A 21580-nucleotide genomic window follows, 5' to 3' on the forward strand; every position below is an offset into this window, starting at 1 on the left:
AAGACACTCTCTTCTCTATATTAATCGAATACCGGGACATCTGTCAGGAGAACAGGCCTGCGAGTTGTTTCCATAGGCTCCGCGTATAAACGAAAAACCGACCGGATCGGTCGGTTCGACTTTCGGTGTTCGATTATCGCCGTTCGGCTTACTTGCGGGAATGTCCATCCCGATAATCCTTGGGCGTCATGCCCGCGTCGTTCTTGAATACCCGGTTGAAGTGGCGAATGTTCGCGAACCCGGTCAGCTCCGCGATGTTGGTGATCTTCTCGTCCGTCATCGTCAGTCTTCGCTTCGCTTCCTCCAACCGAATGCCGGACAAGTATTCGACGAACGCGGTTCCCGTCTTCTGCTTGAACAACGTGCTGAAATACGCGGTGTTCAAGAAGACGTGGTCCGCGATGTCCTTCAGCGAGATTTGCTCGGCGTAATGGCGTTCCACGTAGCGGATCGCCTTCTGTATCGGATCCCGCTCCAACGATTGTCTCCCCGACGCGATGCTGGCGGTCAAATCTCCGAATACTTTGCGGCAGTAATCGATCAGCTCGTCTTGGGAGGATACGGCGCACGCTTCGAGAATGAGCGCGCGAATGTCGTCCGTCCCCAACCAGTCCTTCGTGATGCCCAGATCTTCCGAAAGCTCGTAGTAATGGAGAAGCAGCTTGCAGATTTGCTGATGCACCGTTTCCGGCGTCGTGGCCTTGTCGCATAAGTCGGAGACGACGGTCTCGACGAGTCCGTCGATCTCGTCCGTCTTGCCCGCGTTGATCGCTTGCTCCAGCGCCTCCCACGTCCACTTCTTCAATCCCGAAGCGACCTGGACGTTCGTAACGAGCTTCTCGTATTCGAGCACCTTGTCTCCTCCGACGACGAGACGGTACAACAGCGCGATCCTCGCTTCGTTGAACGATTCGGGGACGTTCTCGAAGCTCTTCACGCATCGCCCGACTCCGATCGTCACGGTCAAGTTGGATAGCGACTTGATCTGGCGGCCTATCGATTCGGCCAGCTCCGACAGCTTCCCGCGGGAACGATCCGGATCCGGCAGGTTGATCAGCGCGGCGACTTCCGAGTCGGAATAGACGAAACAGAACCCCTTGCCCCGATTGTCGATCATCTCCTGCACGAATTGACGAATGTACAGCTGGAACAACGACGGGTCGGAATTCCGGTAACGTTCGCCGTCTACCGATTGCTTATCCAGCTTGATCGCGAAGCTCGCGAAATACGGCTCTTCGAGATTCACGCCGAGCCTGGCGAGCGCATCCAAGTGCTGCTGCCCCACGCTGCGGCGGTTCATGCCCGCGACGAGCAGATCTTCGGCTTGCCTTCGAACACGAGGTTCGTCCGGCGCGTCCTCGTGCTCCCTTGTTTTCAGGAAACCCGCCTTCAGGTCCTCCTCCAGCTTATCGAGAACCCGGAGCAGCTCCTCCCTCTCGATCGGCTTCATCAAATAATCGATGGAGCCGTGACGCATCGACTGCCGCACGTACGTGAAATCCTCGTACCCGCTGATGACGACGCTGAGCAATTCCGGAAACCGCTCGCGCGCGATTTTTTGCAGCTGAATGCCGTCCATCCGGGGCATCCGGATATCGGTCAGCAGGACGTCCGGCTTGAGCTGTTCGATCATTTCCAGCGCCTCGTAGCCGTCCTTGGCGGCGCCGACGACTTCCCAATCGCTTCGCGCGGAGACGATGATGGAATGAAGCCCTTTCCGGAATATCGCTTCGTCGTCCACGATCAATAGTTTAGGCATGCTATCCCTCCGTCTGGCTTCGTTCGAATTGGGCCGGCAGGGACAGCGTCACTTTCAACCCTTGGTACGGCATGCTCTCCAGCGCGATGCCGTAGCCCTCCCCGAAGTTGAGGACGATTCGGCGATGAACGTTAAGCAGTCCGTTGCCGGATCGGCCGCCTAGATCCTTGGAATGAAGCAGCTTGCTCCGAAGCTGCTCGAGCTCGTCGTTCGTCAAACCGATGCCGTCGTCCTCGACGACGATCTTCAGAACCCCGTCCGCGACCGCCCCGGACAACCGGATCAGTCCCGTGCCGATCCCCTTGTCCAAGCCGTGGTTGATCGCGTTCTCCACGACCGGCTGGATCATGAGCGGGATGACTTTGCAGGCAAGAGCGTCGGGCTCGATCGCTTGCTCGAACCGGAGCCGGTCGTCGTACCGGATTTTCTGAATGCTCATGTAGCCGTTCACGTGCTCGAGTTCGTCCGCGAGCAACGCCGTTTCTTTGCGGTTGCTTAAGCTGTAACGGAGCAGGCGGCCCAGGTTGTTCGCCATCGTGACGATTTCCCGGTTGCCCGCAAGTTCCGCGTACATGCTGATCGATCCTAGCGTGTTGTATAGAAAATGAGGATTGATCTTGCTCTGCAGCGCGGCGATCTGGGCGTCCTTCTCGCGGATTTCGGTCTCGTACAGCAAATAACCGAGCTCGCTCAGCTTGGACACCATCTTGTTGAACGCGTTGCCGAGCCGGCCGACCTCGTCTTGCGTCGTGACGGGAAGCATGACGTGCAGCTCGCCTTGTTCGACCTTGCGCATCAACCTGCTCAGCTTGCGGAGAGGATTCGTGATCCGGAACGCGATGAAGACGGACAGCAGCGTCGCCAGCCCGATGGACGTCAAGATCGCGATCGTGATGGAATTGCGAACGACGACGCTGTCCTTCATGAGCTCGCTGACGGGGACGGCGCTGAGCGTCGTCCAACCGGTGACGGGAGAGGCGACGTGAGCGACGAGCAGCTTGCCTTGTCCGCCGCCTCCCGAGACGCGGGCGACGCCTTCTCCCTCCATCGCTTCCCATTCGATGGCCGCGGCCGATATGTCCCTCCGGATGACGGGCTGTCCGGTCCGGTCGACGATCTCGAGCGATTCCTTCTCGCCGATGGTGACCTGGGCCAATATTTTGCGTACCGATTCCGGATCGATATCGAGGACGATATAACCGATCGTCTCGCCGGTATCGAAGCTCTTGAGCTCGCGGGCGATCGAGAACACCTCGTATTTCGTCCCGCTCGTCGCTTGAATTTCGTGCGTGGCGATGAACGTCGGCTGCCCGAACCGGGATTTCGTCTGCTTCAGCCATTCCGCGCTTTCGTCCAGCTTGTACGTCGTTAAGTACTGGCTCTCGGGAAGCACGACGTAGGAAGCGCCCTTCTCCCCATATAGGGATACGCCCATAATGTCAACGCGTCCGTTGATGAAAATTTTCGATACGAAGTCGTTCAGGTTCGATATCTCGTCCAACGTCAGCGGCTGTCCGGGTTCGCGCTTGGAACCGACGAAGTCGAGAATGTCCTGGTATTGGTAAGGGGACAGCGTGAGACGGTTCAGCTCGTTCATGTACGTATCGATGTTCAGCGTAACCTGCTTCGTCGCCTGCAGCTGATAGCCGCCGACGTTCTTCTCCATCGTGCCCTCGAAGCTGGAGAACGTATAGAAGCCCATGACGGCGAGCGGAACGAACACGAGCACGAAGTTGACCCAGATCAGTTTGCGGGCGAGCCCCTGGTCGCGGAACCACTGTCCCGGCGCGCGGAGCCGCCTCATGAGCCTTGGCGCAGCGCCGCGTTGACTTTCGCTTGGGCATTGCGCAACGCTTGCTCGGGCGTCTGCTGGTTATAGTTCATCTTCTCGAATTCCCGGATCAGCACCTCGATCAGCGACCACATCTTCGCGTTGCGCGGCCAATAGGCCACGTAGTTGGCGACGGCCGCGTATTCGCTGCGGACGTTCCCGCTGTCCGCCGCCTCTCCGTTCGCTACCGTCGTCACGCTAGGCACGTGGCCCGCTTCCGCCCACATGTCCTCGTGCTCGACCATCCATTTGACGAACGTCATGATCGCGCGCTGCTTGCTCTCGGTCATGTCCCGCTTGCTAGGCATGGCGAGCGTATGGGAATCTCCCCATGCGGACGGTCGGTCGTACAAGGTCGGAATCGGCACGACGCCGAAGTCGAGGCCGGGCGCGTCCTCGAGCGCTCCCGTCGCCCACATGCCTAGCGGAAGGACGGCGGCCTTGCCCTCGTAGAACAGCTTGAAGGCGTCGTTGATGTTCGGCGGGATCAAGCCTTCCGAGGTCAGGCCGTGCATGAAGGAGAGCGCCTCCAGCGCTCGCGGATTATCGAACACGGCCGTCGTCCCTTGCTCGTCGAAGAACGCGCCCCCGTCCGCCATCTGGTTGTACAAGCTCCACCACAGCCAGACGGTATCGATGCGCGTGCTCGGCTGCGCGAGAGGCGCGACGTCCGCCGGAACCGCTCGCCGGATCTGCTCCAAGAACGACTTGAACCCCTCCGGCCCTTGCCGGATAACGGGACGGTCGGAGGAGTCCAGCAAGCCGGCTTGCCCGAGATGCTTCTTGTTGTAGTATAAGACGAGCGCATGGGTGTCGAGAGGCACGGAATACGAATGCCCGCCGTACATCGTCGACGCCAGGATGTTCGGGTTGAACCGTTTCCAGTCGAGGCCGACTTTCTCGGCCGGCTCCGTCAAATCCTCGATGTAGCCGTTCTGCACGAATTGCGGCAGGCTCGTCGAGTGGACGATCGCCACGTCGGGAGCGTTGCCGGACAGAATGGCGGTGCGCAGACGCGAGTAGTAGTCGTCCAGCCTCGAATTCGTCTGAACGACTTGAATGGCGGATTGCTCCTTGTTGAACCGATCGACCATCTGCGCCATGAATTGGTTGTCCCCGCCGCTGAACGGCGTCCAGTACTGAATGCGAACGACGGGAGCCGGCTTCGGCTCCGCTTCTTCGGAAGACGGCTTGCCCGTGCATCCGGCCAGACTCGAACATACCGCCAATAGAAGAAGCGTCGCTATCGCCGTTCGTCGCCTTCCGCCGCGTTTCCCGTTCCCGTATCCCGTCATCTGCGCATGCCTCCGTTGTCGCCGTTATCCGCGAATGTCCATGTAATCTACGTTAAGTTTGCCTTTGACTGTCGTTAGCTTGAACTCGTGCTTGCCCGCGCCGAGCTCGACTTCCAACTCGAGCGGTACGAATTCGTTCCTTGCGGACTTCGGCGCTTCTACTCTCTTAGGCTTGCCCCCGTCAACCGAGAGCAGAAGCTCGCCCGCTTGTTCCGACGGATTGGACAAGGCGACCCGGACGACGTAAGTCCCGGCAAGCGGAACGACGACGTTCGGGAAGCGGACCGCGGATTCGCCGTCCGCGAGCGACGCAATCCCCCAACCGGAAGCGAACGGATTGTCCTCCGCTTCGGCGGTTCCTTCCGCTTGGGCGTTCTCCGCTTCGTAACGCGGAATTTCGATCGCTTCGATTCGAACGCCGGAACCTCCTGCCGCCAGAGCGATTTCGTTCATGCCTTGCTTGAGCGCAACCGTCGCGTACGCGTATCCCGTCGCGTCCGGCTTCGTTGCCGGCAAGGAGATCGCGCGCTCCTGGCCTCCGTTCGCAGACAGGCCGATCATGCGCTCCTCGCCGGAATCGTTCCGATAATGGATCAACAGCGGCGCCTCGGCGTCTTGGGACGACGGAATCGCGCCGAACGTCAGCTTGCCTTCGGCAAGGACGGCGCTATCCGCCTTCATGACGCCCGTGCCCGCCGGCGCTTCGATCGCCGTGTCCAGGGACAGCGGCTTGCCGAATGCCGGCGTGCCATCCTCCTGCCATGTTACGAGCTGGGCGCGGGCTTTGCGGTTGGCCCAGCCGTCGTTCATGCCGGACGTCCCATGGTAGACGATCCAGTCCTCCGTCCCGTCCGGGGACCGGACGAACGAATTGTGCCCCGGGCCGTATACGCCCGCCGAGTCGTCCATCTGCATGAGCGGCTGCCCGGCTTTGCGCCACGCTGCCGCATCGAGCGGGTCCGCGTCTTGCGCAAGCGACAGCAAGCCCAGACTGTAGTAAGGCGTCCAGCTGCCCGCTCCCGAATAGACGAGATGCACGCGGCCGTCCTTCTTCAGAATCGATTGGCCTTCGTTAATGTAAGGCGGTCCGCCGGCCCTCTCCCATTCCTCCGTCGGTTCGTTCAACAGCACGCGCGGGCCGCTGATCGCGAGCGGATCGCTCATCGGGGCGATGTACGTGTTCTGCTGAACGTTCGCGTCGCCTTCCCAACCGGACCATATAAAGTACAGCTTGCCTTCGTGCTCCATCGCCAATCCGTCGATCGCCCATTTATTCGTGGAATCGGTAATTTGGCCCTTGAACGTATAGTCGCCCATAGGATCATTGGAGTCCGCCTGCAGCGCGTACATGCGGTGATTCTCGTTCAGTCCGTCGTCCGCGGCGAAATAAATATACCACTTGCCTTGGATATATTGAATTTCCGGCGCCCATAGATTCGAGGAATAGGCTTCTCCCGCCGGCGGATACCAGACGGTTCGGCGCTCGGCGTTCCGGAAGTCGATCGTCCGCGATTTCAAGACCATGACGTCCGTGCCGTTGTGGGTGAACGTCATGTAATAGTAGCCGTCTTGGTAGACGACGCTCGGATCGGGCGTTTCCATCTCGGACAACGTATTCTTGAACGTACCGCCGTGGCCCCGATAGTCGAACCGTTGTTCCGATGTTGTTCTCTTGTTGTCCATAACCACGCTTCCTATCCATCCGGCGGCACCTATGCCCGCGATCAGGCAAGCCGCGATCATTGTTCGTTTCACGTTCGGTCCTCCCCTATCCGTCCGTCACTTGATGCCGGATTGCGTAATCGCTTTGACGAATGAGCGCTGGCCGACGATGAAGACGAGCAGCACCGGCAGCGTCGCGATGACCGTCATCGCCATCAGCTTGCCGTAGGCTTGCGTGTAGCTGCCTTGCGCCATCAAGGCGATGCCCGCGGTGATCGTGCGCATTTCCGGCGAAGTGGTCACGTAGAGCGGCCAGACGAAATCGTTGTACACGGACATGAACGTGAAGATGCCGAGCGTGACCATGACCGGCACCGTGGAGGGCATCAGAATGCTTGCGTATATTTTCCACTTGTTCGCCCCGTCCATGCGCGCCGCTTCTTCGATCTCCCGAGGGAACGACCTGAAGAACTGATAGAGCAGGAACACGCCGAACGCGCCGCCCGAATAAGGCAGAATGAGCGCGTAATAGGTATTGATGAACCCGAAGGAGCTGAATTCCATGTACATCGGGAGGAACGTCAGAATGCCAGGGATCATGAGCGAGGCGACGAACATGGCGAACATCGTCTTGCGAAAAGGCAAATCGGTTAAGCGCGCGAGCGCGTAAGCAGCCAACGAGTCGACCAACAGAACGATAGCCGTCCCGGCTACGCCTGTCAACAGCGAGTTGGTGATCCAGCGGATGATCGGTACGTTCATCAGCTCTCCGTTCAACCCTTGCGCGTAATTGTCCCACGTCGGTTTCTTCGGAATGAAATTCATCTGGCCGGCAAGCGCCTCGAAATCGTTTTTGAACGACGTGGACAGCATCCAGACGAGAGGCACCAGGAAGACGGCGGCGACGACGATCGCAAGCGCCACGAGAAGCATCGATTTGGGATTACGCATCTTGTTGCTCCTTCCCCGCGTTGGTCAAGCGGTATTGAATGACCGAGATCAGCATGATCCCCAGCGCCATCAGAATGGCCATCGCCGATGCCGAACCGACGGCTCTTCCTTTGAAAGCCTCGTCCAGCACGTTCATGAGCAGCACCTTCGTGCTGTCCCCCGGTCCGCCGCGCGTCAGAAGGAACGGCTGCGCGTAGATGTTGAAGGACGCGATGGTAGACGTGATCATGACGAACAGCATCACGGGGCGAATCGAAGGCAGCGTAATGCCGACGAACTTCTGGAACGCGCCGGCTCCGTCGATCGAGGCGGCCTCGTAATAATCTTCGGGCACTTCGTTCAAAGCGTTGACGAAAATAACCATATTGAAGCCTACCGTCCACCAGATCGTCGTCGATACGAGCGCGAGCCACGACCACGGCAAGTCCGTCAGCCACGGGATGGGCGCGACTTGGAACTTCTGCAGGAGCCCGTTAATGAACCCGGCGTTGGTGTCGTACATCATCAGCCATATGACCGCCATGACGGACGCCGAAATGGCGAAGGGCATGAAGTAAAAGGTGCGGAACAAGCCGCGGATTTTCGCTGGGAGATTGTTAACCAAGAGCGCCAGCCCGAGACCGACGGCGATCAGGAACGGGACCGAGTAAATGACGAATTGCGCCGTCGTCCATAAGCCGTTGAAAAACTGGGAGTTCAAATAGGTGCCCGGCGTAAAAATCGTAACGTAATTGCTGAACCCTACGAACTTCTGATGATCGGACAGCAGGTCGAAATCGTGCAGGCTGATGTATACGCCGTATCCGATCGGAAACAGCATGAATAACGCGAAGCATACCGCGTACGGCAACGCGAACAACGATGAACTTAGCCGGGATTGCCAGGTCGTTTTCATAGTCGGTTCCTCCCCCTTCTTGATGAGGAAAAGACGGAGAGCGCCTCGCTCCCCGTCTGCTCCTCCATGCGATTACTTGTTCAATACTTGCTTGGATTTGGAGGCCGCGTCGTCCAACGCCTTCTGAATGTCCTTCTTGCCGAGAAGCGCGCTGCTCAGCTCGCCCCAGATCGGATCGGAAATCTGGCCCCAGTTCAATACGTTCGGCGCGAATTGCACGTAGGAGAAGCTGTCCGCGATCGAACTTTGCGGCAGAGCCTTGAAGTCCGCGCTGTCGAGCATCGGCTTGGAAGCGAGCGCTTGACCGGATACCGCCCAGTCGAGGGAGTTGGACGCGACGTACTTCAGGAAGTCGCCGATGCCGCCGAGCTTCGCCGGGTCCGTCGTGTCTTTCGGTACGACGAAGTTGTGGGAGCCCGCGAATACGGCTTGCTTCGCTTTGCCGATCTGCGGAACCGGAGCGATACCGTAATTCAAGCCCGCTTCGTCGAATTGGCTCTTCATCCAAGGACCGTTGAATTGGATGGCGTTCTTGCCTTGCAGGAACAGCGTGTTCTCGCCGTCCTGTTGCACGTTGCCCGGGGAGAAGCCTTTATCCACGAGGCCGCGCAGCCATTGCACCATCTCGACCGCTTCCGGAGAGTTGTAAGCGACGTCGGTACCGTTCCACAGCTCGCCGCCGTTCTGCCAGACGAGCGTCGGGAAGATGAATTGCTGCGGCCATAGCGTCGGTACGACGTAGCCGTAAGTGCCTTTGCTCTTGTCCGTCAGCTTCTCGACGGCGGCGTCGAACTCGGCGCGGTTCGTCGGCGCGGAAGCGATGCCCGCCTTCTCGAACAAGTCTTTGTTGTAGTACATCACGAGCGGATGAATATCGAGCGGAATGCCGTACCATTTGCCGTCGATCGTCGAGTATTGGACCGGCGCGTCTACGTAATCCGTTTTGTTGATACCGGATTGGGCCGCGAGGTCGTCGATCGCTTGCAGCTGGCCTTTGTTCTGGTACGTCGGAATTTGGTCCACGTGCATGATCATCAGGTCCGGGCGATCCTTGGCCGTGCCGAGCGCGACGTCCAGCATTTTGTAATATTCGCCGTTCGGCTGAATGACGAATTTGACTTTGACGTTGTCTTGGGAGGCGTTGTACTGATCGACGATCTTCTTCATGAACGCGCCGTCCGCACCGGAGAACGGGGACCAGAACAGCAGCTCGGACTTCTCGACCTTCGCCGGCTGCTCGCTCGCTTGCCCGCTGGCCGCGGGAGACGCGCTGCCCGAATTGTTGCCCGCGTTGTCGTTGTTGCCGTTGTTGCTTCCGCAGCCCGCCAGAGCGAGCGATGCGACCGTAAGCGTCATGCCGAGCGTGGTCAAGCCTTTAATTGTTTTATTCAAAGCTGATTCCCCCTGATCGATGAGTGCGTTTCCCTTGCTGAGTCTCATCTTACCGGGAAGCGGGCGGCATAAATACGACGTCGCTTTGGACGTAGTGGACATATTTTTGGGTTATGCAACGAAATGTCCGAACCCCCGCAACGCGCACACATTGTTTGGCTAGAGATGAATATATTGATTACGATCAACCGTTTTTGACATTAGCGAGAGGGGGTTGCCCATGAACCATACCTCGTTCATTCTGTCCCGCGAGGACTGGTCGCTCCACCGCAAGGGCTACCAGGATCAAGCGCGTCATCAGCAGAAGGTACGCGAAGCGATCAAGCAGAACTTGCCCGACCTGATCAGCGAAGAGAATATCGTGCTATCGGATGGGCGCCAGATTATAAAGATCCCGATCCGCAGTCTGGATGAATACCGGTTCGTCTTCAATATGAATAAGAAGAAGCACGTTGGTCAGGGCAAAGGGGACAGCAAGGTCGGGGACGTGCTCGGCGTGGACCCGACGCCTCAAGGCGGCAAAGGGCAGGACGCGGGCTCCGATCCGGGAGAGGACGTCGTCGAAGCGGAAATCTCGATGGCGGAGCTGGAGACGATGCTGTTCGAGGAGCTCGAGTTGCCTTACCTGCAGCGCAAGGAACGCGAACAAATCGATTCGAGGGAAGTACGGTTCACCGACGTCAGGCGCAAGGGCATCATGTCCAACATCGACAAGAAAAGGACGATTCTCGAGAACCTGCGCCGCAATTCGCGCGAAGGCCATCCGGAAATCCACGGCATCTCGCCAGACGATCTGAGGTTCAAGACGTGGGAAGAAATCGTGAAGCCGCATAACAACGCGGTCATTCTGGCCATGATGGATACTTCGGGGTCGATGGGCTCCTTCGAGAAGTATTGCGCCCGCTCGTTCTTCTTCTGGATGAGCCGCTTCCTGCGCAAGCAATACGAGAAGGTCGAGATCGTGTTCATCGCGCACCATACCGAGGCGAAGGAAGTAACTGAGGAAGAGTTCTTCACCCGCGGCGAGAGCGGCGGCACGATCTGCTCCTCCGCCTACGTGAAGGCGCTCGAGATTATCGACAGCCGCTACCCGCCTTCCCAATACAACATCTACCCGTTCCACTTCTCCGACGGCGACAACCTGACGAGCGACAACGAAAGGTGCGTCCGGCTCATTCAGGAAATGCTGAAGAAGTCGAATATTTTCGGCTACGGAGAAGTGAACCAATACAACCGTTCCAGCACGCTGATGTCGGCCTACAAGCATCTGGAGCATCAGCAGTTCCTGTATTACGTGATTAAAGAGAAGGCCGAGATTTACTCGGCGCTGAAGACGTTCTTCAAGAAACGCGAAGCGGCGGTTTGAACTTGTGGGAAGCGAGGATTAAAGATATAATCAGGTTAGAAAAAGGACGGCGCGCCAAACGCCATCCCCTGCACAACGCTTGAGTGGGAAACCTCCGACCGTAATACGAATGAAGCCGAAATAACCCGTCCCATTGGCGCTAACCTGAGGGCGGGTTATTTTCGTTTTAAGTAATTTAGGAGAGCAAGTAAAAACGTCCCCAACATAATTACTTCAACCAACGAAAATTGCATAGGCATCACCTCCTCACGAAGGAGGCGAGTCTAATCCCACCCAAGGCGGTTGTACAATTTCATTTTACCATTGATCAAATAGAATGGGAACGTACGTTTGTAATCGTCAAAGCGCTGGAAATCATCGATTCACGATACCCGCAAAATGAGTACAACATTTACCCAATTCATTTTTCCGACAATTTGACTTCGAACAACGAACGGTGCGTGAAGCTTATTGCTGAACTGACCAAACGTTGCAATATGTTCGGGTAAGTTGAAGTTAACCATTATAACCGCTCTAGTACGTTGATGGCTGCCTACAAGCACATCGAAGATCAAAACTTCCTATATTATGTGATAAAGGATAAATATGACATATTATTGGCATTGAAACAGTTTTTTCAATACGACTAGTAAAAAAAGGATGTAGAGGCTTGATAAGCCCTACATCCCTGTCTTATTCAATAGAAGTTATACGTTAATCAACTTGGATAAAGGTGTAATACCAAGTTGATTGTCCGGTTCCTGCAAGACTAATATAGGCCGTAGTCGGCGTCACGGACCAATGATCGTTGATTATTGCAAAATTTTCAATATACGAATAATAAGCTCCTTGAGCAGACCACCAATAAACAGAATAATTTTGAACGCCTTTAATGGTTAAAGTATGGTTATTATACGGGCTTTGATCAAGGCTGATATACCCTGGACCATATGTTTGTAATTTATTTTTCAGTGTATTATATGGATCTTGTACCGCGAATAATTCATCATCATTGGAACTATTTTGTGTATTCCATGGGTTTCCGACTGCATCAACGGCAATTTTAAATATGTTGTTGTTATCGTTGTACCATACACCGCTGCTGCTAGAATAATAGGAAGAATTCTTCATTGCATTATATGCTGTATTCCTTTGAGTCTGAGTTATTGCCGGATATTGATAATATCCCATGATCTCTAATGTTGCAACCAACGCACAATCATTTGACCCAGAATAGGTGCTAGAATTCTGATCAAGCTCCGGTACGGTTAAGGAATATTGATCATTTAAAATAACGCCTTTGCCAGATCCATAATAATTTTGAAGCCATACAACTGGATCTGTTATGTAGTTATTTCTAGAAGTACCTTCATTAGCTCCATAGCCTTGTAATACTGTATCTTCCATTATTTTATCTAATTTTTTCCATTTATAGTTGGATGTTTCCTTCTTTGTTTTTACTATTTTTTTTGCTTCAGCTTTTACTTCATCAATATTTTTTCCTTGTTTGTTACCGTCATCAACTATACCGTTTGTTACGGAGAAATGTTCAATACCTTCAACATAAACGGCATCATTTTTTGCGAAATATTCCTCATCAACCTGCCCATAAGAATATTGAACTATGTTTCCGCTATCTGCATCCACAATTATGTACCCAGTACCATAAACCAACATCACTTCCGAAAGGTTATCATCAGTATCTAATATTGGAACTATTTTTTTAATATCAAGTTTTCCATTCTTAAAGAGATTAGCCCATTCGCTATCCTTATCTGCAATTACACGTAACACCGTATCAAGAATTCCATAAGCCACGGCTGTTTTTAATTTTTCGTATTCTTTCGTAGAGTTCGCTAAATTTTTAGGTACCAATTTCGAGACATCAAATCGCTCGATACTTTCATTTCCGATTGAAGGTGCTGCAATTGCGTTAAGAGAAGAAGAGAAAATAAATGTTGTAGAAATTGTAGCCACCATTAGTTTTTTTCCTAAGTTTGAATATTTACTTTTAATTTTCATATTTTCACTCCTATTGATTGTTTGGATTAATAATTTATTTGTTGTTCGTTACCGCTGAATTTCTCCATACTTTATTGCCATTGTGTACGTTTTTTGTTGATCCGTAATTTTAATACCTATCCCCTCGGACAACATTTCGCGTGTGAGCTTACTATGTGTTTTATACTTTCGTTGAAAAACAGTTTCATTGAAAGAAATTAAATGGAATGGCGATGTATTATTTCTGTCATCTGTTTTCAATTGTTCGGTTTCTAACCCCACAGCTTCTTTTAGTTTTTCATCAAGAAATATTAACGATGCTTGAAATGAAACATCATGCTTTGTGGAGTTAGATACCACTACATATACTTCTAATTCATTTTCTTTTTCGTACCACTTCACATAACTCTCTTGGGCTACATTAATTTCGTTTTTTTCAGAACACGCTGTGCAACAATAAACTAGTGTTAGTGCGATAATAATGAATAGTCCTCGTAAATGTAGCATAATTCATCTCCTAACAACCCTAGTCTACGCAGACCCCAATATCAGAAATACTTACTTCGCATTCCACCCCCATTCTCTAAAAATAGTTTTTTAAAATGTCAAGATAAATTAAAATTTTCAATTTATCTCAACAACCAAACAATACCATTTTTGGGTTCATCTGTAAATGGTTCTTTTGTCACAATCCTCGATGGTAACCTCTTTTGAATACCTGAAGAAGTTGAGTTCGTCACTAATGTTTTTATTTCTTCACTATGTAACACAATTGAAAAAGTATTTAGTTTCAGTACTTAAATAAAATTCACGGAATTTAATATTTCTTGAAAGCTATCTGTGTTTTTTGAATGGGATTTGAATCGTCGCAAAGCCCCGCCGGTTTCGGCGGAGCTTTCGTCATTGATGGTCAATTATAGCTCACTTCAAGGTGGCGGTCCGTATAAACGATTCTCTTAATTAGCTCGTGAAAGATAGTTCTTAATTGCGTCTCCTTCACATTCAATTCCCGAAATCCCTCAAAGAGATCGCGTAATATCGAGCCTTGATCATCCGTCTTCCTTAGATTATCGTCTAGTCTAGTTAATGTATCAATCTCTTCGTTCGCCGCCCGAATCTGCTGTTTGAACGCAAACATCTTCCGTGTATAGACCCCTACGGTAAAGAGCTCCCTTTGCTGAAAAAGCGCCATCTGATCCTTCGTGACTTTCTGGATTCTGCTTTTTACGGATCGCGACCACGCGAACTCCGTACTGTTCAAACATGCCGATAATCGCAGGGTTTTCTTGCTTATCTCTCCCTACGCGACTGACTTCCTTAAAAACAAGAAGTTTGAACTTATTGTCGCGTGCATTCTTAATGGCTTGCTTCATTTCCGTACGATTAAAGACGCTCGTGTAATAACCCGAAGCGGCCTCATCACAATAGATGAGAAGATCCTCCGAGTCGTAAAGAGGACCTTGGGTGGAAGACAAAACTCACGCCTCCCCCTATGATCGTCTTCTTGCAGGTGAACGAAGATTTCGATTCCATAGGTTTTGAGCGCGTATTCCTTTACTTTCTCGACCAACCACTCCTCAATCGGAGTTTCGCCTTCCCGTTCCGTATAGGTAAACTTCATCGCCTCTCCATCCCATACCTCCGTTCCTTCAACGTATGTTGGCGACGACTTGTCACATTCGTTTATTATGAGACACACACCTCGATGGGCTCCTTCGAAAAATATTGCGCCCGCTCGTTCTTCTTCTAGATGAGCCGCTTCCTGCGCAAGCAATACGAGAAGGTCGAAATAGTGTTCTGTATTACGTGATTAAAGAGAAGGCCGAGATTTACTCGGCGCTGAAGACGTTCTTTAAGAAACGCGAAGCGGCGGTATGAGATTGCGGAGAAAGAGATCATGATTTATAATTACAATAAGAAAAAAAGACGTCGCGCCGACGCCGTCCCTTGCAAAACGCTTTAAGTGAGATAGCTCAGATTATTAATGAATAAATCCGAAATAACCCGTCACCTGGCGCGAACCTGGGCGGGTTATTTTCGTTTTAAGTGGGCATCCGGTTCGATGATCTCCTTATATAGAAGAAAAAACGCCCGCCAGGACGGTCCAGAGGACCGGCCCGGCGGGCGCAACCGACTACATTAATTACCGTAAACTTTCCAAGATTCGATGCCTGTAGACGTGGTAGATTTAGCCGTTATGCTCAGCCGGATCTGATTCGTCGTAACCGGCGTGAACGTCGTCGTGTTGTACTGGTTCGCCAGCAAGCCGAGACCCGATGGGCTAGCGACGTTCGTCCAGGCGCTGCCATTCCAGTATTGAATCGTATACGAAGCCGGCAAGTCGATGCCTCCGTTATCGTCGAACCAATAGACGTCGACCGAGGAAATCGTTTTGTTCGCGCTGAACGTATACTGCACCCATTGCGTCGTACCCGGATTATCCCAGTTCCCGTACACCGGATGGCCGCGATCGTTCGAGCTCGTCGGCGTATAGCCGTCGTTCAAGCCCGCCAAGCTTTCCCACGAGGAGACGAAGGATGTCGATGCCGTCGCTTGCGACGCGATGTCCGTAGGAGTCGTGCCTCCGCCCATGAGTGCGCTGATCTCCGAAGCGCTAAGCGCTCTGCTGTAGATACGGAAGTCGTCTACCGAACCGTTGAAGTAAGCATCGCCGGAAAATTGCGATCTGCCGATCCAGTTGTTCGTCGTCGTGCCAAGGCTGGACGGATTGAGCGTCATGCTCGTATTGGTCGCGACTTGCACGCCGTCTACGTACAATCTGCCCGTCGATCCGGAGATCGTGACCGCGACGTGCTTCCATACGCCCGTCGGGAATGCGGTCGTCGAGCTGATCTGCTGCTCGGAACCGTTGCCGTTGTTCGTGATGGCGAAGCGGAGACCCGCGGCGCCCGGTTGAGGCGACAAGAACATATAGTTGGTCGTGCTGGAGCCGATATCGAAGATGCGCGTCCAGTTGCTTAAGCTGTTCGCCTTCACCCACGCGGCGATCGTCACGCTCGCTGAACCGCTGGCGATGCCGCTCGGCATGCTGACGTATCCGTTCGTACCGTTCAAGGCAACCGCGTTGCCCGTCTGCCCTGCCGCGAACGTCGCGCCGCCGTTCAGCGTGCCCGTCTTGCTATTACCGGACGAATCCGCTGCGGATGTTCCGCTCGTCTCGCCGAACTCATAGCGAACGAGTTGGTCAGGCAGCGTACCTTGGACCGTCTTCGTTACCGTATCCGTCGATTGCAAAGCGGAATCGCTCGCGGTCAGCAAGAATACGTATGTTCCCGGAACGGTGACCGTTGCCGTCGTATTCAGCGCGCTCGCGTTCGCGATCGAAGCCGTGCCAGGACCGCTTTGCAGACTCCAAGTCGTCGTTACCGAGCTGCCGCTAGGCAGGCCGTCGTCGGTAGCCGTACCGGACAAGGTAATCGCGGAAGGCAAGTTAACCGTCGCATTAGCCCCTGCATCCACGATCGGAGCATTGTTGCCGCCACCGCCGCCTCCGAGCGTGAAGCTCAGCAAGCTAGAGGTGCTGAGTGCACCGTCGTTAGCGGTAAGCCTAGCCGTATAGGAGCCTGCTACCGTTCCGGTGGCATTGGTGACTGCCGCTTTATTGTTGGTGAAGCTAAGTGCACCGCCTGCAGGAGTGCTGACGACTTCCCATAGGTAAGTCGTTGCGCCGTTCGGCGCGCCGTCGTCGGTCACGATTCCGTTCAACAGAATCGGAGTATTGACCGGGCGATTTACGTTCACCACTTCCGTAGTCACCTGCGGAGCTTGATTGGATCCTGTAGTTGCCTTCTCGATGATCACTTCTGCGGTCGTTAGCGCGCTGCTCATCTGGAACATCGCAACGCCTTTATTGTTCTGCACATAGAACTGTCCGACATTGGCGCCGTTCAGCTTGATCGTATAATAGCCATTCGCTACGCCTGGCCCATCGAGCGTAATTCTGGATGCGTGCGTTTTTTGAGACAGATTCGCGATTTGAAGGGTAATCGCCGTGCCGTCTTTTTGAATCAGCGCATTCGTCATCTCGTCGCTTTCCGAAGTCAGGTAGATTTTCTCCTTGATCAGGTTGATCCGCTTGCCGAACCCGTCCTTAGGCGTGATATTGTAGGCGTTGCCCGCGTCGGAGACCGTTGCTCCATACCCGAATAGCCCGAATACCGGATCGACGGCAATATCAGAGCTGATACGGAGTAGCGAGCCGTAGAATCCTTCCTCCGATTCTCCGGAGAAGTCCTGCCAGCCGTTGTTCATGACGCGCGTACCGCCATCGTATACGTTCTTGGTGCCGGTACCGCCCTTGTGAGCATTGAATCTCCAAGCGCTGCTGCCTACGGACTGAGCGGAGATCTGCCCCATATTGATGGCGTTGAAGTTCGATATCTTCGCCGCGTAGTTGCGTTGCTGCGCGACGGCCGTCTGATCCGCGGTTCTGCCGTCAGCCTGATAACGAAGCATATCGTCCATGATGGAGCCTGCCAGAGACGCGGTATATTGGAAGTTCCACCAGCCTTCGCCGGCGCGGAATACCGGTACGGAATAGAAGTACCAGTTAGGCTGGATGCCGCGCATTGCTCGCGTCTTCAAGTCGGCTGCCTTCATGGCCGACAAGGCGCTGGCTACCTTCGAGTCGGTCGGGTAGTAGGTGCGCAATGCCTTCGCCGCCGCATACGCGCCTTCTTCGCCCGTATTGTCGTATTCGAATTCCGAGCCGTAAGGATAACGAGCGTTCAATACGCTTGTCGCTTTATTCTGAGCGAACTTCGTTCTGAGATTATTATATTGAGTCGTCATTCCTTCTTCTTTCAACGCCTCGATCAGATCCGGAATTTGCTGTTCGCCATAGAATCCGGTTGCCCCTGCGCCGACGCGGTTATAGTAGATGCCATAGGCCTTCTCCAGATAGAATTGCGGAGATTCGCGATACTGGATCATATTCGGATACGCCTTCTGGATCCGGTACATGTTGAAGAATGCGGTCGCTTCCATCGCTTCGGAGAATGTCCGCACGTAAGGCGCGCTCGACGTCGTGTATATACCGGAAGCATTGAGATAGTTCGCGACCGTGAAGGACGATTGCGTATATTTCATATAGTTCTTCCACATGAAGTCGATCAGGTAGTTCTCAATGGATTGGAGTTCGCCGGCATTCGGATCGAGATAATTCTTCATCGTCATGAAGTTGATGTTATCGTGGCTCCAGTCGTCTCCCCAATGGCTCGTCACCGTATCAAGACCGGTCGTCAGGTACCAGTCGCGATAGATCCCGAAGGTCGGACTCGTCGTGACCTTATCCTGAGTGCTATTCACCATGAATTGGCTGTGAGCTTGCGAGGTTAGGTCAAGCTCGGCCAGAATGTTGAATTCGAACTGGGTGAATTTATTCACCCCAGGGTTGGAGTTCAAACTATAATTCACGCGGACGCTGTTATTGCCGATATTGTCGAACGTCAGCGCATAGATGTGATACTGTTCGCCGTTAACGACCTTGGTTTCCAAGAACGTCGCGGATTTCGTATATCCCGGGTTTCCGGAAGGCAACCCGCGTCCGGTACGCGAGTTGTTGACCATACCGGCTCTGTCATTATTTTTAACGACCGGGATATGCGCTGCATCGTAAGGATCGTTCTGGGTGACATTCTGGATCTGGATCGACTGCAGATCTACTTTGGTATCGTCGAAATGCAGAGCCAGCTTGACGGGCATATTGATCGCGGCCTGGAAGCCGGGCAACGCTACCGCGTCGATCATCCCTGATTTGTATAGAATGGAACGAAGGTTTTTCTCGCGGTCTTCCATCGAAGTAGAAGCGTTATTCGAGCTTGCGGCATTCGTTTGCGGCGTGTTGTCGCCTGCGCGTACCGCCGAGAACTTGAACTTATATGTTTTTTCCGCTTGAGGCGCCAGAACCAGGCTAGTGGCATCCGTGAAATAGCCGCGACCTGTCTTCGATATATCCTTGGAGTGAATATAGAGAACGCTCAGCCCAGGGAACCAGCCGCCGCTGTCGCCGACCCAGTTGGAGTACAGAGATCCGGAGCGAACTTCGCCCGTGTCGCCCAACCAATAATCGACGTATTCGATCCGCGCGCCGCTCTCCGGCACTGGGGTGAACATCATGAAGTTTCCTTCGCCGCTCGTGCGGATCGCATAGGAATACCCGCTATCGGCACCGGCGAAGTTATGCACGGTAACGCGGTTGTCATACGTATCCGATACATTCAGATATTTGTTATTCCACGGCATCGGCAACCCGATATCGCCGAATTCGATATATTTGGTGCTCTTGTTCTTCAAGGTGATTTCCCACTCCAACGAACCGTCGGTCGTATTCATATTGAATACGGACTTCGCGTCGAAGCCTTTCATCGTGCGGGCAGTCGTAGAAGTTAGGGGCTGTCCGATGAAATTGACTTCGACTCTCTTACCGTCCGAAGATGCCGTCTTCGTGAAATATTGGTTGCTCGCATTGATGGTGTTATATTTGGTCGATCCGCCCGCTGCTAGCGTTTTGTTCGTATCGACTTCTACGAAGCCAGTCCTGTCGTTAGGGAATGTAGCCGTGTCGCCGGTACGGTAGGAGAACAGCATTTCGCCCATCCATTGGTGCTGGACGTCATTCTGCGGCGATGTATTGTTCGGCAATACGAAATTGACTGTGGCATTGTTTTTGTTCAACGGGTTGTTCTTGATATTGAGCACTTCAATCTGACCTAAATCCCCGATCGTAGCGGAAAGACTATCATTGGCGATCACGTTCGCCGCGGCGGATACGGAAGGCGCCTCGTAAATCCCAAACGGCAGTAATCCGGAAATCAGTGAAAATCCGGCAATTAATGAAATCAATCTTTTATTAACCGTTTTCATAAAATCCTCCTGTTCGCATTTCAAAATTAGATGGGTAAAGATTCAATCCATTGCCTGTTAGCCATATACTGGCCTGATACCGTCCGGGTAGAAGTCCCCTCCTTTCAAAATGAAAGCGCTTTATACAAGTGTACTAGATTCGCATGTGACTGAAATTCAAATTTTCAACCTGTTTTTTTACATTTACAACCAAATAGATCCAGAGAAAAGGAAAGAGAATAGCACATATACCTACCGTATACTTAGTTTCAAAATTATTACATTTAATGAGAGCGTGGAGCATGTGACCTCGCCGCAAATTTATAGTATTTTCAACCTCTTCATCTAACGCGATGGAATTTTGACGTTCTCCCTGATCTGCAGCTATGGGACTTGCCAAAATGGTCATAGGGAGTCTATGATTCGAATTAGGCCTGTTGGATACAATCGTTTTTCTACGATTACTTTAGCTATTTCAACCTTGGGAGGAACGAGAATGGACACTGCGATTTTACACTTCATTTCTCCGCCAATACCCTACTTCGTAGACTGCGGTTATGCGAATTACAGAGTTGGAGATTCCCATATCGAACGAAATTGCATAAGAGTATTCGATCTGATCGTAGTCCGTAAAGGGGTACTCCATATCGGAGAAAACGGTCGTTCTTGGGAAGTCCATGCGGGAGAAGGATTCATTCTGCTTCCCAATGGCCACCATTATGGCAGCGCCCCATGCATTACCGATACGGAAATTATTTGGATTCATTTTCAAACCTTCGGAAGTTGGCAATTGTGCAGCAATATGAACGAATGCATGAGTAATCAGATGGTATTAATCGAGGAACACAAAAACTTAGCGTATCTTAACCATGCCGACGTTAACTCGATCTTCCTCCCGAAACACATGAAACTGTCTTCGAAAGCCTTAGAGGTACTCCAGATATTCTTCGAGCAGGAACGCGAGCCGCAATCGCTTCGGAACTGGAAGCGACAAGCATCGTTCCAATTGTTGCTGCAGTATTTGGATCGCGATTTAGCTTCGCCCATGAACGATACCGCGATTAATCTCGCCGATAAAATCGAGTTGTTCATTCGGCAGAACTATGCCAGTGAAATTACGAACTCCGTGCTGCAAGAGAAAATGAACTATCATCCCAATTATTTGGCTAAAGTAATGCTTAAGGTTTACGGTATGACCCCCATGACCTATCTTCAATATTACCGCCTCGAACAGTCCAAACGGCTTTTGTTGCAATCTCCCTTTCCCATCTCCCAGATCTCTGATATGGTGGGCTTCCAAAGCGTTTCGCATTATTCCGCCGTCTTTTCCAAGAAAGAAGGCCTCTCCCCTACGGACTTTCGCAGGAAATTCGCCAAGAATCGTTAGGTACATATAGAAAGAAATTAAAAAACTGGCGCCGCGGCTCTACCGGCGTCAGTTTTTCAATTTACGTGCTCTCTTCCTAACAAGAGCCTGCTGAACAACGGAAACATCCTACTCCCAAAGGATTTGAGGCCCTTTTTGTCGAATTCAACTGCATGGAAATACTCGGAAACAGCCAAAAACCCTGCAGATGAAAGAAGC

The 21580-nt window shown here is 52.7% G+C and carries 13 protein-coding genes and 1 pseudogene; 3 read left to right on the forward strand and 11 right to left on the reverse strand.

Translation table 11 applies throughout. The features are described 5' to 3' along the window. Positions 1-148: 148 nt before the first annotated feature. From ACFQZG_RS16015 to ACFQZG_RS16045, 7 genes are all read right to left on the reverse strand, one after another. Positions 149-1759 (reverse strand): response regulator, encoded by a 1611-nt coding sequence (locus tag ACFQZG_RS16015; protein ID WP_378154230.1) that lies wholly within the window; start codon positions 1757-1759, stop codon positions 149-151. A 1-nt stretch (position 1760) separates the two neighbouring features. After that, positions 1761-3563: a sensor histidine kinase gene (locus tag ACFQZG_RS16020; protein ID WP_378154232.1), complete on the reverse strand. Its 1803-nt coding sequence runs from the start codon at positions 3561-3563 to the stop codon at positions 1761-1763. Continuing rightward, on the reverse strand, positions 3560-4885 hold the full coding sequence (locus ACFQZG_RS16025) for an ABC transporter substrate-binding protein (protein ID WP_378154234.1): 1326 nt from the start codon (positions 4883-4885) through the stop codon (positions 3560-3562). Before ACFQZG_RS16025 ends, ACFQZG_RS16020 begins: the two co-directional genes overlap by 4 nt. 24 nt (positions 4886-4909) lie before the next feature. Next, a complete protein-coding gene (locus ACFQZG_RS16030) occupies positions 4910-6640 on the reverse strand; it encodes a family 43 glycosylhydrolase (RefSeq protein WP_378154237.1) in 1731 nt (576 codons plus the stop codon). Between the two features lie 24 nt (positions 6641-6664). Beyond that, positions 6665-7498, reverse strand: a complete 834-nt coding sequence (locus tag ACFQZG_RS16035) for a carbohydrate ABC transporter permease (protein WP_378154239.1) — start codon at positions 7496-7498, stop codon at positions 6665-6667. Continuing rightward, positions 7491-8393 (reverse strand): carbohydrate ABC transporter permease, encoded by a 903-nt coding sequence (locus ACFQZG_RS16040; RefSeq protein WP_378154241.1) that lies wholly within the window; start codon positions 8391-8393, stop codon positions 7491-7493. The genes ACFQZG_RS16035 and ACFQZG_RS16040 overlap by 8 nt, the downstream gene beginning before the upstream one ends. 72 nt (positions 8394-8465) lie before the next feature. Then, positions 8466-9785, reverse strand: coding sequence for an ABC transporter substrate-binding protein (locus ACFQZG_RS16045; RefSeq protein ID WP_378154243.1), 1320 nt, complete (start codon positions 9783-9785; stop codon positions 8466-8468). A gap of 220 nt (positions 9786-10005) precedes the next feature. Here ACFQZG_RS16045 and yhbH point away from each other — a divergent pair, with 220 nt between their 5' ends. Together yhbH and ACFQZG_RS16055 are read left to right on the forward strand one after the other, a co-directional pair. Continuing rightward, positions 10006-11151: a sporulation protein YhbH gene (gene yhbH, locus ACFQZG_RS16050; RefSeq protein WP_378154245.1), complete on the forward strand. Its 1146-nt coding sequence runs from the start codon at positions 10006-10008 to the stop codon at positions 11149-11151. A gap of 332 nt (positions 11152-11483) precedes the next feature. Then, positions 11484-11780 (forward strand): annotated as a pseudogene (locus ACFQZG_RS16055) (DUF444 family protein); the annotation flags it as partial. A gap of 64 nt (positions 11781-11844) precedes the next feature. On the opposite strand, the gene ACFQZG_RS16060 reads toward ACFQZG_RS16055, so the two are convergent. The 4 genes from ACFQZG_RS16060 to ACFQZG_RS16075 all read right to left on the reverse strand — a co-directional run bounded on the left by ACFQZG_RS16060 (position 11845) and on the right by ACFQZG_RS16075 (position 19851). Then, positions 11845-13152: a hypothetical protein gene (locus ACFQZG_RS16060; protein WP_378154247.1), complete on the reverse strand. Its 1308-nt coding sequence runs from the start codon at positions 13150-13152 to the stop codon at positions 11845-11847. Between the two features lie 48 nt (positions 13153-13200). Continuing rightward, positions 13201-13638 (reverse strand): hypothetical protein, encoded by a 438-nt coding sequence (locus ACFQZG_RS16065; protein WP_378154249.1) that lies wholly within the window; start codon positions 13636-13638, stop codon positions 13201-13203. Between the two features lie 584 nt (positions 13639-14222). Then, the gene (locus ACFQZG_RS16070) at positions 14223-14606 is read right to left on the reverse strand and encodes a recombinase family protein (protein WP_378154251.1); all 384 of its coding nucleotides are present in this window, start codon (positions 14604-14606) and stop codon (positions 14223-14225) included. A gap of 664 nt (positions 14607-15270) precedes the next feature. Next, on the reverse strand, positions 15271-19851 hold the full coding sequence (locus ACFQZG_RS16075; protein ID WP_378154253.1) for a LamG-like jellyroll fold domain-containing protein: 4581 nt from the start codon (positions 19849-19851) through the stop codon (positions 15271-15273). Between the two features lie 640 nt (positions 19852-20491). On the opposite strand from ACFQZG_RS16075, the gene ACFQZG_RS16080 reads away from it, so the two are divergent. Next, positions 20492-21382, forward strand: coding sequence for an AraC family transcriptional regulator (locus ACFQZG_RS16080; RefSeq protein WP_378154255.1), 891 nt, complete (start codon positions 20492-20494; stop codon positions 21380-21382). The last annotated feature ends 198 nt before the right edge of the window (positions 21383-21580 follow it).

The organism is Cohnella sp. GCM10027633, from assembly GCF_042675445.1.
Classification (GTDB): Bacteria; Bacillota; Bacilli; order Paenibacillales; family Paenibacillaceae; genus Cohnella.

Excerpts from the sequence above, each read along its gene's own strand:
- ACFQZG_RS16015 (WP_378154230.1), bottom strand. The coding sequence starts at position 1,759 with ATGCCTAAACTATTGATCGTGGACGACGAAGCGATATTCCGGAAAGGG.
- yhbH (WP_378154245.1), top strand. The coding sequence starts at position 10,006 with ATGAACCATACCTCGTTCATTCTGTCCCGCGAGGACTGGTCGCTCCAC.
- ACFQZG_RS16025 (WP_378154234.1), bottom strand. The coding sequence starts at position 4,885 with ATGACGGGATACGGGAACGGGAAACGCGGCGGAAGGCGACGAACGGCG.
- ACFQZG_RS16020 (WP_378154232.1), bottom strand. The coding sequence starts at position 3,563 with ATGAGGCGGCTCCGCGCGCCGGGACAGTGGTTCCGCGACCAGGGGCTC.
- ACFQZG_RS16040 (WP_378154241.1), bottom strand. The coding sequence starts at position 8,393 with ATGAAAACGACCTGGCAATCCCGGCTAAGTTCATCGTTGTTCGCGTTG.
- ACFQZG_RS16065 (WP_378154249.1), bottom strand. The coding sequence starts at position 13,638 with ATGCTACATTTACGAGGACTATTCATTATTATCGCACTAACACTAGTT.
- ACFQZG_RS16080 (WP_378154255.1), top strand. The coding sequence starts at position 20,492 with ATGGACACTGCGATTTTACACTTCATTTCTCCGCCAATACCCTACTTC.
- ACFQZG_RS16060 (WP_378154247.1), bottom strand. The coding sequence starts at position 13,152 with ATGAAAATTAAAAGTAAATATTCAAACTTAGGAAAAAAACTAATGGTG.
- ACFQZG_RS16035 (WP_378154239.1), bottom strand. The coding sequence starts at position 7,498 with ATGCGTAATCCCAAATCGATGCTTCTCGTGGCGCTTGCGATCGTCGTC.